Annotated in this window: 9 protein-coding genes; 5 read left to right on the top strand and 4 right to left on the bottom strand. The window is 70.2% G+C overall.

Annotated elements, in window-relative coordinates; genetic code table 11:
* Positions 1-18: 18 nt before the first annotated feature.
* Both AC16DP_RS21855 and AC16DP_RS21860 read right to left on the bottom strand, forming a co-directional pair.
* Positions 19-933: a GGDEF domain-containing protein gene (locus AC16DP_RS21855; RefSeq protein ID WP_329730729.1), complete on the bottom strand. Its 915-nt coding sequence runs from the start codon at positions 931-933 to the stop codon at positions 19-21.
* Positions 934-1,010: 77 nt separating this feature from the next.
* Positions 1,011-2,054: an asparaginase gene (locus AC16DP_RS21860; RefSeq protein WP_329730728.1), complete on the bottom strand. Its 1,044-nt coding sequence runs from the start codon at positions 2,052-2,054 to the stop codon at positions 1,011-1,013.
* 68 nt (positions 2,055-2,122) lie between these two features.
* Here AC16DP_RS21860 and AC16DP_RS21865 point away from each other — a divergent pair, with 68 nt between their 5' ends.
* From AC16DP_RS21865 to AC16DP_RS21885, 5 genes are all read left to right on the top strand, one after another.
* Positions 2,123-3,109 carry a DsbA family protein gene (locus AC16DP_RS21865; protein ID WP_329730727.1) on the top strand — a complete coding sequence of 329 codons (987 nt, stop codon included), beginning with the start codon at positions 2,123-2,125 and terminating at the stop codon, positions 3,107-3,109.
* A 7-nt stretch (positions 3,110-3,116) separates the two neighbouring features.
* Complete coding sequence (locus AC16DP_RS21870; RefSeq protein WP_329730726.1) at positions 3,117-4,529, top strand: DUF4388 domain-containing protein; 1,413 nt, start codon at positions 3,117-3,119, stop codon at positions 4,527-4,529.
* 1 nt (position 4,530) lies between these two features.
* Complete coding sequence (gene truD, locus AC16DP_RS21875) at positions 4,531-5,550, top strand: tRNA pseudouridine(13) synthase TruD (RefSeq protein ID WP_329730725.1); 1,020 nt, start codon at positions 4,531-4,533, stop codon at positions 5,548-5,550.
* 140 nt (positions 5,551-5,690) lie between these two features.
* The gene (locus AC16DP_RS21880; RefSeq protein WP_329730724.1) at positions 5,691-7,007 is read left to right on the top strand and encodes a ferritin-like domain-containing protein; all 1,317 of its coding nucleotides are present in this window, start codon (positions 5,691-5,693) and stop codon (positions 7,005-7,007) included.
* Between the two features lie 49 nt (positions 7,008-7,056).
* A complete protein-coding gene (locus AC16DP_RS21885; RefSeq protein ID WP_329730723.1) occupies positions 7,057-8,331 on the top strand; it encodes an alpha/beta fold hydrolase in 1,275 nt (424 codons plus the stop codon).
* A gap of 72 nt (positions 8,332-8,403) precedes the next feature.
* Here AC16DP_RS21885 and AC16DP_RS21890 read toward each other — a convergent pair whose 3' ends face one another.
* Both AC16DP_RS21890 and AC16DP_RS21895 read right to left on the bottom strand, forming a co-directional pair.
* Positions 8,404-8,811, bottom strand: coding sequence for a hypothetical protein (locus AC16DP_RS21890; protein ID WP_329730722.1), 408 nt, complete (start codon positions 8,809-8,811; stop codon positions 8,404-8,406).
* An 8-nt stretch (positions 8,812-8,819) separates the two neighbouring features.
* Positions 8,820-14,924 carry a polymorphic toxin-type HINT domain-containing protein gene (locus AC16DP_RS21895; RefSeq protein ID WP_329730721.1) on the bottom strand — a complete coding sequence of 2,035 codons (6,105 nt, stop codon included), beginning with the start codon at positions 14,922-14,924 and terminating at the stop codon, positions 8,820-8,822.
* Positions 14,925-14,984 lie beyond the last annotated feature (60 nt).

Raw genomic sequence — 14,984 nt, forward strand, 5'->3', positions numbered from 1 at the left:
GGAGGGAGGGGTGGATGGCTACGGGCCGCTGATGGCCTTGCCGTCCACCCGGTTCCGGCCCGCGCGCTTGGCCCGGTAGAGATACTTGTCCGCCGCGGCGATCAAGTCCTCCGCCTGCGCGAAGTCCGTGTCGTGCAGTGTGGCCACGCCCAGGCTGATGCTCACCTTGATGGGCGTCCCGCTGAAGATGAAGTCCGTGCGGTCCACCGCCACGCGGCAGCGCTCGGCACACGCGAGCGCCTGGTCCTCGGCCGACTCGCGCAACATCAGGGCGAACTCCTCGCCGCCATAGCGCGCGATGACGTCCTCGGTGCGGATGGTGTCGCTCACCCGCTGGGCGATCCGCGTCAGCACGTAGTCACCCGCCGGGTGCCCGTACACGTCGTTGATCTTCTTGAAGTAGTCCACGTCGAACATCACCAGGGACAGGGCCACCCGGTGGCGCAGGCAGTACGCGAACTCCTTGCGCAGCGTCTCCATGAAGTACTTCTTGTTGTACAGCCGCGTCAGACCGTCGCGCGTGGCCGACTCGTAGATGCTGCGCTGGTAGGCCTCCTCCAACTGATCCTGGATGGAGAACTTCAGCACCGTGTTGGAGCCGATTTGAATCTTGTCGCCGTCATAGAGCGGCGCGGCGCTCACCTTCAGGCCGTTGAGGAACGTGCCGTTGGTGCTGCCCAGGTCCACCAGCTGGAAGCGGCCCTCGCCGAGCGACACCACCTTCGCGTGCTTGCGCGAGATGCCATCGTCCTCGACCTGGAACTGCGCCTCCACGCTGCGGCCGAGCACCGTCTCGGACTTGTCCAGCTTGAACATCCGGCCGATTCCGGCCGCGGATTTCGCGCTGATGACGATGAGATACGCGCTCTGCTGCTGAGGGGCGTCCCCCAGCAGGTCCGAAATCGAATGGACGGCGGTCTTCTCGTCGGACATCGTGACCCCCATCTTATGGGTCGAGGATTGTTAGCAGCAAGCAGACCCCGGGACGGACGCCCTGGGATGGTCGGCTCCTAACGGGCGCTCCTCGACTTTTTGACCGGCAACTCCGCCACGGCGGGCGGCCGCTCGGTCATCTCCCCGACAATTGGGGTCTGGATGAAGCGGGCGAGCGACTCCCTGTCCCGGTAGTAGGAGAGCCCCTGCATCAGCTTCACCAGCGCCGCCGAGGGCGTCATGTCCCCCCCGCTCAGCGCCCCCTCCTGGAGGGCCGCCGCCCCGGACTCGTAGAGCGTCAGGTCCACCCCGTTGCGGAAGGCCTGGCTCACCACCACCACCGGCACGTCCCGCTTCCGGGCCTCCCGGAAGAGCGGCAGCAGGGAACGGCCCAGCGATGGATCGCTCGGGTAGTTACCCGCGCCATAGGCCTCCAGCACCAGACCGCGCAGGTGGGGCAGCAGGGCCAGGGGCAGGGCGGGGTCCAGGCCCGGAAACACCTTGAGCAGGAAGACGCGGGGCTCCAGCTTCTCGCGCAGGCGGAAGGGGCCCTTCTGACGCAGACCCGGAGCGAAGGTGGCGTCCACTCCCAGCGTGCCCAGCAGGGGGCAGTTGGGGCTCTCGAAGGCGTCGTACTCGGACACCTTCACCTTGCGGGTGCGGTTGCCCCGGTAGAGGTGGGAGTCGAAGCAGATGCTCACCTCGGGGGGGCCCTGGAGGGCGGAGAGCACCGCGTCAATGAGGTTGAGCCGGGCGTCCGAGCGGATCTCCCCCAGGGGCCGCTGCGAGCCCGTCATCACCACCGGCTTGGGCAGCCCGGGGAGCATGAAGGAGAGAGCGCTGGCGGTGTAGGCAAGGGTGTCGGTGCCGTGCGTCACCACGGCGCCGTCGAAGTCCGGCAGCCGCTGGTGCAGGTGGGCGGCCAGGCGGCTCCACAGCTCCGGCTGCATCTCCGAGCTGTCCAGGTTGGAGAAGAGCTCCAGCTCGATGTCGGCGAGCCGGAAGAGCTCGGGGCAGCGGGACTTGAGCGTCTTGAAGAAGGCCGCGGGGCGCAGCGCGGACGGCCGGCCTCCGGCCATCCCCAGCGTGCCGCCGGTGTGCAGCAGGAGGATTCTGGGCATAGGCGGCGTCCTCCCTGTCAGAGCCGGGGTCGCTTTACAAGCCCCGCGCGCATCGCTAAGACCGGCTCGTGCTCCCCGACCGTCGCAACCGCGTCCTCCTGGCGCTCACCCTGGCGCTGACGGCCCTCTCGGCCTGTACCAAGAACTCCGAGGCGGCCCAGCCCGCCCAGCCCACCGCGCCCAAGCCGTCCACCCCGGCTCCCGCGGCTCCGCCCCCCCAGGCAGCCGCTCCCGCCTCGGGGGGCTCGAGCCTCTCCGGCATCCCCGGCATGGACTTCTCCGCCCTGCCGCCCTCCGCCCAGCGCGAGCTGTCCACCGTCTTCTCGGACGAGTTCTGCTACTGCGGCTGCCCCCACACCCTGGGCCAGTGCCTCAAGGGCCATACCACCTGCCAGCACGCCAAGCGCATGGCCCGGCTCGCCGCCCGGCAGGCCGCCGCCGGAGTGCCGGCCACGGAGACCATCGTCGCCCTCTCCGAGTACTACTCCGGCTTCCGCGCCACCCGGCAGAAGCTCGAGGTGGACCCGCGCATGTGCATGGGAGACCCCAAGGCGCAGGTGTCGCTGGTGGAGTTCTCCGACTTCGAGTGCCCCTACTGCGGCACGGCCCGCCCGGTGCTCGAGGCCTTCGCGAAGAAGAACGCCAGCCGGCTGCGCTTCTGCAACGTGCCCTTCCCGCTGCCCATGCACGCCAACGCGGTGCCCGCTGGCCAGGCGGTGCTCTGGGCGCGCGACCAGGGCAAGTACTGGGAGATGCACGACGCGCTCTTCGAGAACGCGCGCAACCTGTCGACGGCCAACATCGTGGCCATCGCCAACAAGCTGGGCCTCAAGGGCGCGGACCTCCAGAAGGCCCTGCAGGCCGGCACCTACGCCCAGGAGCTGGAGAAGTACAAGGAACTGGGCAACAGGGCCGGCATCCGCGGCACGCCCAGCCTCTTCTTCAACGGCCGCGTCTACGACACGCAGATGGGCGTGAACGAAGAAGCCCTCACCCACAGCCTCGAAGACGAGCTCGAGTGGCGCGCGAACAACAACGCGTGGGCCGCCGACTGACGGTGACATGAGCCAGCGCTTCCGCATCGATGGCACCCAGCTCGTCCCCGACGAGCGCCAGGGGACCCAACCGCCACAGCAGCCGGCGCTGGCGGGCCGTACGGGCTCGTACGTGCTGCAGCCCACCTCGCCGGACCTGCTCGTCTTCTCGCGCTCGCCGGCCGAGGGGGGCTCCCTGCCCACCCCCCGCGTGGTGCTCTCCGGAGATGCCTCCGGCTTCCCCCTGTCGGACCTCATCGCCTTCCTGAGCCAGGCGCGCTGGAGCGGCGTCGTGCGCGTGCAGGCCCCCGGCGGCGAGCGCTCCGTCATCCTCCGCGAGGGCGAGGTGCGCGGCGCCACCTCGGACGTGGCCGCGGACCGGCTCGGCGAGGTGCTCGTCCGTCTAGGCTACCTGGAGCGCACCCAGCTGGAGACGGTGCTGCGCGAGCATCCGCCCTCCAAGATCGGCCGCGCCCTGGTGGAGCGGGGCCTGCTCCAGGCGCACGACCTGTTCAAGTGCGTCACCCACCAGGTGAGTGAGATCTTCCACGCCATCGTCCTGTGCCGGGAGGGCAGCTTCTTCCTGGTGGACCAGCCGGTGGAGGACAAGCTCGGCCACAACATCCAGCTGTCCACGCAGAGCCTGCTGATGGACAGCATCCGGAAGATCGACGAGCTGGCGCACTTCCGCAAACGCATCCCCCACAGCCGCCTGTACGTGCTGCGCAAGGGCATGGCCAACGCCCGGCTGGAGCCGGACGAGGACAAGGTGCTCGCGCTGGTGGATGGCCGCCGCACGGTGCTGGACCTGGGGCAGGGCGCCCGCCTGTCCGAGTTCGACGTCACCAAGGTCGTCTACGGCCTGCTCGAGGGCGGCTTCGTGCAGCTGTCCGACAAGCCGCTGGGCGGCTCCATGCAGTCGCTGTCCGGCATCCCCGCGGTGCGCCCCAAGGCCTTCATGGGCATTCCCGTGGTGCGCCCGTCCTCCACCGGCATCCCCACGGTGCGGCACTCGCAGTCGGGCCTGCGCGCCATCACCCAGCCGCCCCAGCCGGCCCCCGTGCTGGACGTGCGCGAGGTGGTGCGTGTCTTCAACCGCATCTTCCGGGAGATCGCCGCCGAGGTGTCCAAGCAGGGCCTGGCGCGCGAATTCATCGCCTCGGCCAACGCCGCGCTCTCGGGACAGGCGCTGTCCTCCTCGCCGGTGCTGGCGGGGCTGGCCTTCGCGCCCGACGGCAGCCTGCCGGACCTCAAGCTGGTGACCGCCTACGAGCAGTACCGCGGCTCGCTGGGCTCGGAGCCGCTCGTCTCCTTCCGGCAGGCGCTCAGCGACGTGATGTTCTTCCTCCTCTTCCAGGCGGGAGAGCTGCTCGAGTCGCGCGCGGACGAGGACCTCGCCCGGCGCGTGAAGGACATGCTCGCCACGCTGGGCGGCTCCTGACATGGGCACCGAGAGGCCCCGGCTGACGGAGGACGTGCCGGGGTGCGGTGGCGCCTTCAAGCTCGTCCCCGAGGACTTCGAGGTGGAGGAGCTGCCCGCCTACCAGCCCTCGGGGGAGGGGGAGCACCTCTACCTCTGGCTGGAGAAGCGCGGCCGGGACACCCGCGAGGTGGTGAAGGCCCTGGCCTCCGCGCTCGGCGTGGACGAGGGCGACGTGGGCGTGGCGGGGATGAAGGACCGTCAGGCCATCACCCGGCAGCTCCTCTCCGTGCCCGCCCGGGCCGAGGCGCGTCTGCCGGAGTTCTCCCTGGAGGGTGTGAGCGTCCTGTGGAGCCGGCGCCATGGCAACAAGCTGCGCACCGGACACCTCAAGGGAAACCGCTTCCGGCTGCGCCTGCGCGGCGTGAAGGACGTGGGCGCGGCGCGCGAGAGCTTCACCCGGCTGGGTGCCCGGGGCGTGCCCAACTACTTCGGAGACCAGCGCTTCGGCCGCGAGGGCGACAACGCGGATTTCGGCCGCCTGCTGGTGCTGGGCCAGCGGCTGCCGCGCCGCCCGGACAAGTTCCAGCGCAAGCTGTACCTCTCGGCCTTCCAGTCGCGCCTCTTCAACCGGGCCCTCGTGGACCGGCTGCGCGCGGGCACCTTCGACACGGCGTTGCTGGGGGACGTGCTGCGCAAGGAGGACTCCGGTGGCCTCTTCGTCTGCGAGGCGCCCGAGGTGGATGGGCCTCGCGCCGCCGCCTTCGAGGTGAGCCCCGCCGGGCCCCTCTTCGGGCCGAAGATGACCGCCGCCGCCCACGCCGTGGCCGAGGCCGAGGCGAAGCTGCTCGCGGACGAGGGCGTCACGTTGGACGACTTCCGGCGCGGTGGCGACGAGACCCAGGGCGGGCGCAGGCCCTACCGGGTGCGGCTCGGCAACCCCTCGCTGGAGGTGGACGGGGAGGACCTGGTGCTCACCTTCGAGCTGCCCAAGGGCTCCTACGCCACCGAGGTCCTCCACGAGCTGCTGAAGGACGGATGACGCGGGCCTCAGGTTTCTGAGCCCGGGACGGCGCCTTTCTGAGCCCAGCAGGGCGCCGCGGCGCTCCGGAGAGAGGGAAGGGGCGGCGTGGCATCCCCGTTGCTCCAGGGAGCCGCACCTCATTCCCACCGGAGCCATCCATGGACTCGCCCCTGCTGCGCCACCTGTTCTCGCGTGCCCTGCGCGCCTCGCTCGCCTCTCCGCTGGTGCTCGCCGGCTGTGGCGCGGACCTGACGGGCTACTCCGCGCCCGCCTGTGAGAACGGGTCCCTCGCGATGAGCGGCCTGTCTCCCGCGGCCCCCACGGACTTCGTGCAACTGCGCTCCATTGGCTGGAACCCGGGTGGGGACTACTTCGGCGAGGCGCGGCTCAACTCCTCGGGGACGGCCTGCGCGACGGCTTCCGACCCGGCGGCGTGCGAGTCGGCCCTGAGCAACCTCTCCTCGCGCAGCGGCTTCCGCACCTCCTGCCTGGACCTGTGCAACGCGTACTACGTCGCGACGACGCGGGGCGACGAGGTGACGGCCCACACGACACTGGAGGCGCTCAAGGGCTTCCTGGGCCCCATCGACACGGCGCAGGAGGCCGCGCTGCTCGCCTTCGCGTCCAACTACAACCTGGCCTGCGGCGACCTGGCGCAGGGCGGAGTCCGGATGAACGGGAAGGGCGGCTTCAACGTCATCGGCACCCGTGGCCACACCTGCGGGCGCGATACGGCGGTGACGCAGTTCGTCCTGGAGGTGTCCGCCTCGGGCGAGGTGAGGGAGGTGAGCAGCCACATCCTCCAGCGGGGCGACCCGAACTGCGTCATCGGCCGGAGGCCCGTGGGGCTGCGCGCCTCGGACGGCGTTGCTTGCGTGGACGCGCTGGGCCGTCACTTCGCGTCGGCCGCGCACCTGGAGGCCGCCTCCATCAAGGCCTTCCTCCGGCTGCGCGAGGAGCTCGCCCTGCATGGCGCGGAGGTCGCGCTGCGGGACGCGGCGCTCGCGAGCGCGCTGGATGAGGTGATGCACACGGACGTCAGCACGCGGCTCGCCCGCCGCTTCGGCGCGACACCCCAGCGGCCCGAGGTGGCGGAGTTGCCCCCGCGCTCGCTCTTCGAGGTGGCGTTGGACAACGCGGTGGAGGGCTGCGTGCGCGAGACGTACGGGGCGCTGGTGGGGCACCACCAGGCGCTGCACGCGCGGGACGCGGAGGTGCGGGAGGCCATGACGCGCATCGCCGAGGACGAGACGCGCCATGCCGAGCTGTCCTGGGCCATCGACCGCTGGGCGCGCGAGCAACTGCCCGCCGCCGAGCGCGCCGCCCTGCGCGAGGCCCAGCGTGAGGCCGTGGCGACGCTGCGCGAGGAGGTGGCCCTGCCGCTGGACGCCGCGCTCGTCACCGAGGCCGGCATTCCCACGCCGGAGATCGCCGCCTCCCTGGTGGCTTCGCTCGAGCAGGAGCTCTGGGCCTGAGGGGGCTCGGCCGGGGAGGGGAGGGCGCGAGCGGTGCTAGCGTTGGCCCATGTTCCGACGCCTCTTCCTGTTGGGGGCCGTGCTCCTGCTCGCCTCCTGCCAGTCCGTGTCCTCGCGCGGGGTCTCCGCTCCGCCGCCCGAGGGACAGCCCATCTATCTCGGGGCGAAGCACCGCCTGCGCTCCGCCATCCTCGAGGAGGAGCGCGGCTTCAGCCTCTACCTGCCCCCCGGCTACGCGGAGTCCTCGGAGCGCTACCCCGTCCTCTATCTCCTGGATGGTGATGCGCACTTCCATCACGCCACCGGCGTCGTGCAGTTCCTCGCGGGGAACTCGCACATCCTTCCGATGATCGTGGTGGGCGTGCCGAACACGAATCGCACGCGGGAGCTCACCCCTCCGGTGCACGGGGACACCGTGATGCCCGGGGACACCTCGTCCCGGAGCGTCGCGCGGTCGCTCCCCACCGCTGGTGGCGCGGACCGTTTCCTGCGCTTCCTGGAGGAAGAGCTGGCCCCGTACATCGAGGCGCACTACCGCACGCAGCCGTACCGCATCCTCGTGGGCCACTCGTTCGGCGGGCTCTTCGCCGTGCATGCCCTGATGAACCGCCCCCAGAGCTTCCATGCGTACATCGCCATCAGCCCGAGCCTCTGGTGGAACGACGGCGAGCTGGTGGCCGGCGCGCTGAAGTCCCTCGAGCGCCTGCCCGAGCAGGAGCGCTTCCTCTACATGTCCATGGGCGACGAGGGGGATGAGATGCTCAAGCCCATCCAGCAGCTCGCGGCGACGCTGGAGCAGGCCAGGCCGGCGCGGCTGGCGTGGCGCTACGCCTACCTCGGGAACGACCACCACGGCAGCACGCCCCACCGGACGCTCTACGATGGGTTGGAGGCCCTCTTCGAGGACCTGCGGCCCCAGGTGCTGGCGCGTACGGAAGACCTGGCGCAGCTGGATGCACGCTACGCCCGGCTGACGAAGCGGCTCGGCTTCGAGCTCCAACCCTCCGAGGATCTGCTCAACGTCGTGGGGTACTCCCTGCTGCAGCGTGGGAAGGTGGAGGCGGCCCTCGCCGTCTTCCGGCGCAACGTGGAGCGGCACGGGGACTCGGCCAACGTGCATGACAGCCTGGGCGAGGCGCTGGAGGCCGCGGGCCAGTTGGATGCGGCGCTCGAGAGCTACCGGCGCGCGCTCACGCTCGGCATCCAGGCCAACAAGGTGCACCCCGCCTATCAGCAGCACGTCGAGCGGGTGATGCGCAAGCTGGCCGATGCGCCGAAGCCCCTCGCACCGCCCGTGCAGACCTCGGGGGACGGCGCGCGCTGACTCGAGGTGGGTGGGCTCGAGGGCTCGCCCTTTCCGCGGCCGCCCCGGACGCTGGGACGGCCGCGATGCTTGCTACTCAGCCGCGATTTGCTCCACGGAGAATTCCCGGCACGACACCTTCATCCCGACGCCGGCGAAATCAGGACCAGCAATCCACTCGGTCATCGTCACATCGAGCTCGAACTCCAACAGCGCGCCCTTCTCGCGCAGTTCGAGCCCATTGAGCCGGACTTCTCCCCCAACGAAAGCGAGATGCGAGACCAGCTTTTCAATCCCCGTGAAACACAGAATGCCGGGGACTGGCTCGCGCCGAGGCCTCTCGTCGAGAGCGGAATAGAGGTCGTCGATCCAGAGCGTCAAGCTCTGCGCCTGGAACGAGATGCGCACGTCGAGGATGAAGCAGTCGTGGAATCCTCCGAAGGCGTCCAACACCTGCTGGCTCCGTTCCCAGTCCACAGCTCGTTCAAGGCGCTCGCTCATGGGTTTGCTCACTCCCTCGGAGGGGCGTAGGTGGGCTCCTTGTCCCGGTTGAGATGATAGTGATCCTGTCCACCATGTGTCTTGGAGCCCTTGCCGGGCTCCTTGGGATGGACAGCGACCGTCTCGCGGAACTTGCCCGTAGCGGGATCTTTGACGCCGTAGTTCATCTTGCCGTGGTTGCCGGGGTGGCCCCGTTCCAGGGAACCCGGGTTGAACTTGTCGATGGGAGGAGCCGCCTGCCCCTCTGGCGTCACCCGGAAGGGTCCCTGCTCTCCGATGGGGTTCTCCCGGCCTCGAGGCTTCGGTGGGTCTCCCGCAGGCAGGAGCGGTAGATCGCAATCGTTGTGCACCCACGCGCCCAGGTCTCCCGCGAAGTACGTGTGGTACTCCGCCACCTCGAAGTTGAAGACGGTGGTCCGCGTCTGCTCCCAGGTGGAGGTTCCCACCTTGAGCCAGCCGCCGTGCGCACTGGCCACCCGCTGGCCCGGCTGGAGCGCTCCGGCTCCCACCCAGCCCAGGTCCTTCACCCAGAACGGGTGCTCGCCCGTGACGCCGAGCTCGCTCTTCTGTCCGGACGCCTCTTCAACCAACTCCAGCTTCAGCACGGGCTGATTGGGCGTGACGAAGGTCCGCACCACCGGCCGCCAGTCCGTCGCGCCCGTCTCATCGCTGCGAGACCAGACGAAGTCTCCCGGCCGCACCTCTTCAATGGGCTTGGGCCCTTGCTTCGTCAGCACCTGCGTCCCGGCGACGAAGCACTGTCCGGGGATGCCGCAGCTCTTGCCCTCGCACCCCTTCTTGAGGGCGGACTTGACCCCATCCGCCACGTCGTCCGCCTTGCTCGCCATCTTCCCGGTGTCCTCCACCCGGTTGGCGACCTTCAGCGCATCCGCGGCCTTGTCGGTGGTCTTGACGGCGTCCACCACCTTGTCACCGACGCGGTAGGCCTTGAGGGCGGCCCCCGCTCCACCCGGGACGAAAGGCACCGCCAGGGCGGCGGCGTCCGCGACGACACCGACGACGTCGAGCGCCTTCTCCAGCGTGGAGGTGTTCTTGTCCCATGAGGCGATGCTGGCCACGCCCATGGCGAGGCTCGCCGCGTCCCACACCGACTCGAGCGCCTTGCCCGTCGGGTCCACGTAGGCCACCGGGTTGCCGCCCGCATAGCCATACAGGTTGCACTCCACCGGGCTGTCCACGCAGCGCTCCGGCTCCGCGAGGAACAGGGGATCCGGAGTGAGGAAGCGGTTGAGCTCCGGGTCGTAGTCGCGCACGCCCATGCGGATGAGGCCCAGGTCCGCGTCGAAGCCCTTCTGCACGTAGTCCACCACCGCCGAGCTGTCCGGGCGCACCGTCCGGTTGCCGAACGGCGAGGCCAGCCGCGCCGTCCCGTCCAGGTCCGCCATGACGGTGCCGCGCGCGTCGGCGGCGAGCATCTGGAAGACGCCCCCCTGCACCAGGCCCACCAGCTGCCCGGCGAACTTGAAGGGCTCGGCCAGGCCGCTCGCGTCCAGGTACGCGCCCTCCTGCAGGTATGCCGCCACCGGCGTATTCCCGGAGAGCTTCAGCAGCCGCTGGCCCGTCTCGTCATACAGGAAGCGCCACTCGTTGGTGCCGCGCGTGGCGCGCTCGAGGTGGCCGTTGGGCCCGTAGTGGAAGGTCAGGTCTCCCTTCGCGCGGGTGCGGCCGAGCGCGTCGAAGGTGTACGTCACGTCCCCCGCGGTGAGCGTGCCGTTGCCGGGAAGCAGCTCGCGGCGGACGCCCGCCTCCTCGATGGCCGTGGGCAGACCGAAGCCGTCGAACTCGTAGTCGTAGGCGTTCTCCGCGTCATGTGCGCTCGTGAGGAAACCCTGGGGCGAGTAGCCGTAGCTCCGCTGCAGGTTCTTCCCGCCGACGACGAACGACTCCACGTCCAGGAAGCCCCGGGCATTGAACCGGAAGGAGTTGGAGGAGCTCCACCCCGCCGTCGTCTGCGACTGGGACAGCCGCCTGCGCGTCAGCGGATCGTACCCGAGCAGCACGCTGTCGCCCGAGATGAAGGTGGCCTGGGCGGCCTGGCCGTTGGCGTTGTAGCCGAAGGTCGCCAGCGGGTTTCCGTTCAGCCACACCTCCCGCAGCCGGCCGTAGGTGTCCCAGCGCTGCTCCTTGGTGGAGACGGACAGCAGCGTGCCATCCGCCGCACGCACGGAGATGGCCTCCTGCTTCAGCTCGCCACCGTCGGTGTACTCGAGGTCCGACTCCACCGTGCGCCAGCCATCCAGCCGCAGCACGTACCGGGCGAGCTTGCCGTCCGCGCGGTAGTCCATGGTCTTGAGGTAGCCCTCTCCCTCCACCGCGGACACCTCGCCGAGGTACGTGCGCCGGGCGGGCGCGTCCGGCGTGGCGCCGTCGTAGTAGAAGCGGTAGCTCCGCGTGGTGCCGAGCACCAGGTCCGTGTGCAGCTCCACCTCCTTGCGGCCAATGGCGTCATACGTCCACGTCTCCGAGCGCTGGGCCACGCCGTTGGCGGACAGGTACCGCAGGCTGCTGAGCAGGCCCGTGGTGGGCGCGTAGTCGTAGACGAGGGTGGCGAGCCCCTCGCGCTCCACGCGCTTCACGCGGCCATGCGCGTCATGCGTGACGGAGTGGGTCTTCCCATCCGGCAGGTGCACGCGGCGCACGCGGCCGAGCGCGTCCCGGTCGAAGTCGTAGGTGGTGCCATCCGCCTGCTCGCGGCGCAGCACCTCGTCCGAGGCGTTCAGCCAGAAGCGCGTCCGGTACGTGGCGTTCTCCAGCGACTCGCGCCGGAGCAGGCCCGCGTCCAGGCCGAGGCTCGTCGCCACCTGGCGCTCCACGTCCGAATGCAGCTTGGACAGCGACTCCACCGCGTGGCCGAAGCCGGCGAGGCGCGTGCTGCCCACCCGCTGGATTCCCGTGCGCAGCGCCGCATGGGTGAGCCCCGCCAGGTTGGTGCTGGCCGGCTCCGTGGGGCGGTTGTGCGTCCGGGTCTCGCGCAGGGCCGGGTGGCGCGTGGTCACACCGTCGAACGCCCAGCCCTCGGGGATGAGCTGGGCGCTGGCCACCTGCTCACCGCCCGCCGTGCTCCACTCCACCGAGCGGCGCTTCGCTCCGGACAGTGCGTCCACGAGCGTGGAGAGGTGCACGGCCGCCGGCTCCAGCGCCGTGGCGAACTCGTAGGCGAGCAGCAACGAGGGATGGGTCTCCGTGGCATTGCCCAGGCTGTCCCACTGCTTCAGCAGGCGCTCCTGCCCGTCATGGCGGAAGAACTGGGTATAGGCCTGCGTGCCGTGCTGGCTGGACAGGGCGAGGATGGCGTCCGTGCGGGCATCCCGCGCCGTCACCTCCAGCACCGAGCCATTCGGCGACGTCACCTTGCGCAGCAGGGTACCGCCGGGCTCCAGCTCGAAGAGCGTGCCGCCGCGGCCGGGCTGGGAGACGGACTCCACCGAGTAGTCCGGCCGGTAGTGCATCTCCTGCAGCGTCAGCAGGCCGTCCTCGCCCAGGCTCTCCACCCGCTCCACCAGGCCCACCGTGTTGCGCGTCAGCCACGCCTCGTGGTCGAAGTTGAGCGAGCTGTCGGAGTGCCGCCCGCTGAGGATGAGTCGGTCCTCCAGGCAGTGCAGGTGCTGCGACAGGCCGCTCACCACGGCACGCCGGCGCTGGGTGGTGAGCGTTCCGGACGAGGTGTGGCGCACCGTGTGGGACGGGCACACGTCCGCCTCGTAGGCGAGGTACTCCGTGCGCTCCTGCAGGGTGGTGGTGCCCGCGCCGTTGGTCCAGCCCTGGTACTCCTCCTTCACCCGCTTCCAGGGGATGCCGCGGAAGAGGGCATTGTCATACTGGCGCGAGGCCAGGGTGCGCAGGTCGGGCGTGCGTGCGTCCTGCTCGGAGGAGGACGAGGACAGGCCGGCGTAGAAGTCACCGTTGAGGAAGTCCTCGGTGGTGGTGAGGACGCCGTCCTGGCGCACCACGGTGTCGTAGCCCACGAGGAAGCGGCCCACGGAGTGGTGGGTGGGCTGGGCGTACGTGTAGCCGTACTGGACGGAGTCGTAGCCGCTGGACTCCACGGTGAGGAAGGAGAGGACGGCGGGGCGCTGGCGCACGTCGAGGCCCGCGGGACCGCGCGCGTAGGTGAAGCGCAGCAGGGTGCCGCGGCCGTCATCGGCGGTGGCCATGAGGCCCGTCTCGGGAGCCTCGAGCGCCACGCCATAGCCCAGGCCGTAGTAGGCGTAGGCCACCTCGGTGTTGCCGCTGCCGCGGAAGTCACCCACCACCGGGGGCGTGGAGCCGTAGCCCAGGTAGTAGAGGGAGGGGACATCCACCTCCTTGAAGTACAGGCCCGAGCTCACGAAGAGGCGCACGTCGGCCTGGGCCACCAGCAGCACGTCCGTGAGGCCGTCACGGTTGGCGTCCATGAAGTGGAAGGCGTACCCCTCGGGCGACACGTAGTTGTCCGAGAGGTTGATGAGCGAGTACTCCTGAGCGATGGGCTCGAAGTTCAGCTGGCCCAGGCCCCACCACACGGCCAGGCCGCTGGAGTGGCGCACCACGATGTCCGGCATGCTGTCGCCATTCATGTCCTGCACCCAGGAGGCCAGGGGCTGGTAGGAGCCACCACTGGCGCTGGCCAGGGTGCCCTGGCGCGCCGGGCCGAAGGAGATGGTGGTGCCGGTGGTGGTGTTGGGCAGCACCTCGAAGCCGCCAGCCTCCACGCGCAGCAGCTCCGGGCGGTGGTCGCGGTCCAAGTCGACCAGACGCGTGTTGGCGTCCAGCTCCCAGAGGCCGGGCAGAATCGAGCCGTGAATCAACTGGCCGGAGCGCTCGCAGACGGCCAGGTCGGTGGAGGAGGAGACGGAGTTGAACTCGAGCCAGACCACCTGGAAGGCGCGCTGGTCGGGGAACATCTGCGCCAGGTGGCGGGGGAGGTTGTTGTGCGAGGGCGACGAGCGGCAGCCGTAGAAGGTGCCGGAGGAGGCGGGAGCCAGGGGCTCGAGGGTGAAGCCGGTGGTGCTCTGGCGCACCAGGGTGCCGTCATAGGCGTGCTCGAAGTCGAGCAGGCCGTCGGCGTCCACGTCGAGGAAGGTGGCCTTGTTCGGCTGGAAGGCGTCCTCGCCGAAGTACTGCAGCACGGCGTCGAGGCGGGGGTTGGTGAACCACTCGGGCTGAAGCAGCTTCTGGCGGGCCGAGTGGTAGGTGTAGCGGGTGGGGGGCGGCGTCTCACCGGAGGCGAAGCGCTGGGACACCTGCGTCAGGTAGAAGGCGGGGCCGAAGCCGTCGCCCTCGTGCGTGAGGGTGTAGCGCCAGCGCTCGGCGTCGGCGCCGGTGCTCTGGTCGCGGGAGAAGACGGTGAGGGTGGCGACGCGCTGGTCGAGGGACAGGCCCACGCCGGAGCGGTAGTCGACGAAGGGGATGGGGAGGGGCTGGTACTGCAGCTCGACGCGGTACTGGAAGTCGGTGCCGGTGCCGCCGTAGCGGACGCGCTGGAGGAAGAGGCGGCCGGAGGCGTTGGGCGCCCACTCCAGACGGGTGCGGCGGCCCAGGGCCGTCACCACGTCGGTGAGGTACCAGGCATAGGTGCCACGCGGGGTGTTCACGCGAGCAGTGCCGCCGAAGGTCCAGGTGGAGCCATCGGGCAGGTAGGCGGTGGCGGTGGAGCCGTCCACCACGACGCGTGCCAGCGTGGACAGGCCCTGGGGGTACCAGGCGCCGTCGGTCCCTTGGGCCAGGCGGCCCCAGGGACTGGAGAGGTCATCGGTGAGGTAGTCGGGGTCGCCCTTGGCGCGCCAGCGCTCGAGGGAGAGCGAGTTGCTCCAGCCCACGCCCCACTCGGAGGCGCCGGAGTCCAGAGCGTAGGTGGGCATGACGGGCGCCAGCAGCATGCCCCGGTCTTCCGGGACGCTGAAGGGCGAGGGCAGGGAGAAGGCGCCGCGGCTGACGTCCGCGGGGCCGAAGGCGGTGCTGGCGAGCTGGCCCACCAGGCTGCCGCGCTGAGGCGCCGACAGCTGGGGCGGCTGCACCAGCATGTCTTCCAAGGGGCCGGAGGCCAGGGCCGGAGTGGCCAGGGCCAGGCATACCCAGGCCAGTACTCCGGCCAGGACGGATGGTTGTTTCACGTTCTTCTCTCCGCACGGGGGATGCCGCGGCACGGCGAGCGGCCTGCTGGCACCCGGAAA

The sequence above is a fragment of the Archangium sp. genome, from assembly GCF_057119385.1.

Excerpts from the sequence above, each read along its gene's own strand:
- AC16DP_RS21880 (WP_329730724.1), top strand. The coding sequence starts at position 5,691 with ATGGACTCGCCCCTGCTGCGCCACCTGTTCTCGCGTGCCCTGCGCGCC.
- AC16DP_RS21855 (WP_329730729.1), bottom strand. The coding sequence starts at position 933 with ATGTCCGACGAGAAGACCGCCGTCCATTCGATTTCGGACCTGCTGGGG.
- AC16DP_RS21870 (WP_329730726.1), top strand. The coding sequence starts at position 3,117 with ATGAGCCAGCGCTTCCGCATCGATGGCACCCAGCTCGTCCCCGACGAG.
- truD (WP_329730725.1), top strand. The coding sequence starts at position 4,531 with ATGGGCACCGAGAGGCCCCGGCTGACGGAGGACGTGCCGGGGTGCGGT.
- AC16DP_RS21885 (WP_329730723.1), top strand. The coding sequence starts at position 7,057 with ATGTTCCGACGCCTCTTCCTGTTGGGGGCCGTGCTCCTGCTCGCCTCC.
- AC16DP_RS21860 (WP_329730728.1), bottom strand. The coding sequence starts at position 2,054 with ATGCCCAGAATCCTCCTGCTGCACACCGGCGGCACGCTGGGGATGGCC.
- AC16DP_RS21890 (WP_329730722.1), bottom strand. The coding sequence starts at position 8,811 with ATGAGCGAGCGCCTTGAACGAGCTGTGGACTGGGAACGGAGCCAGCAG.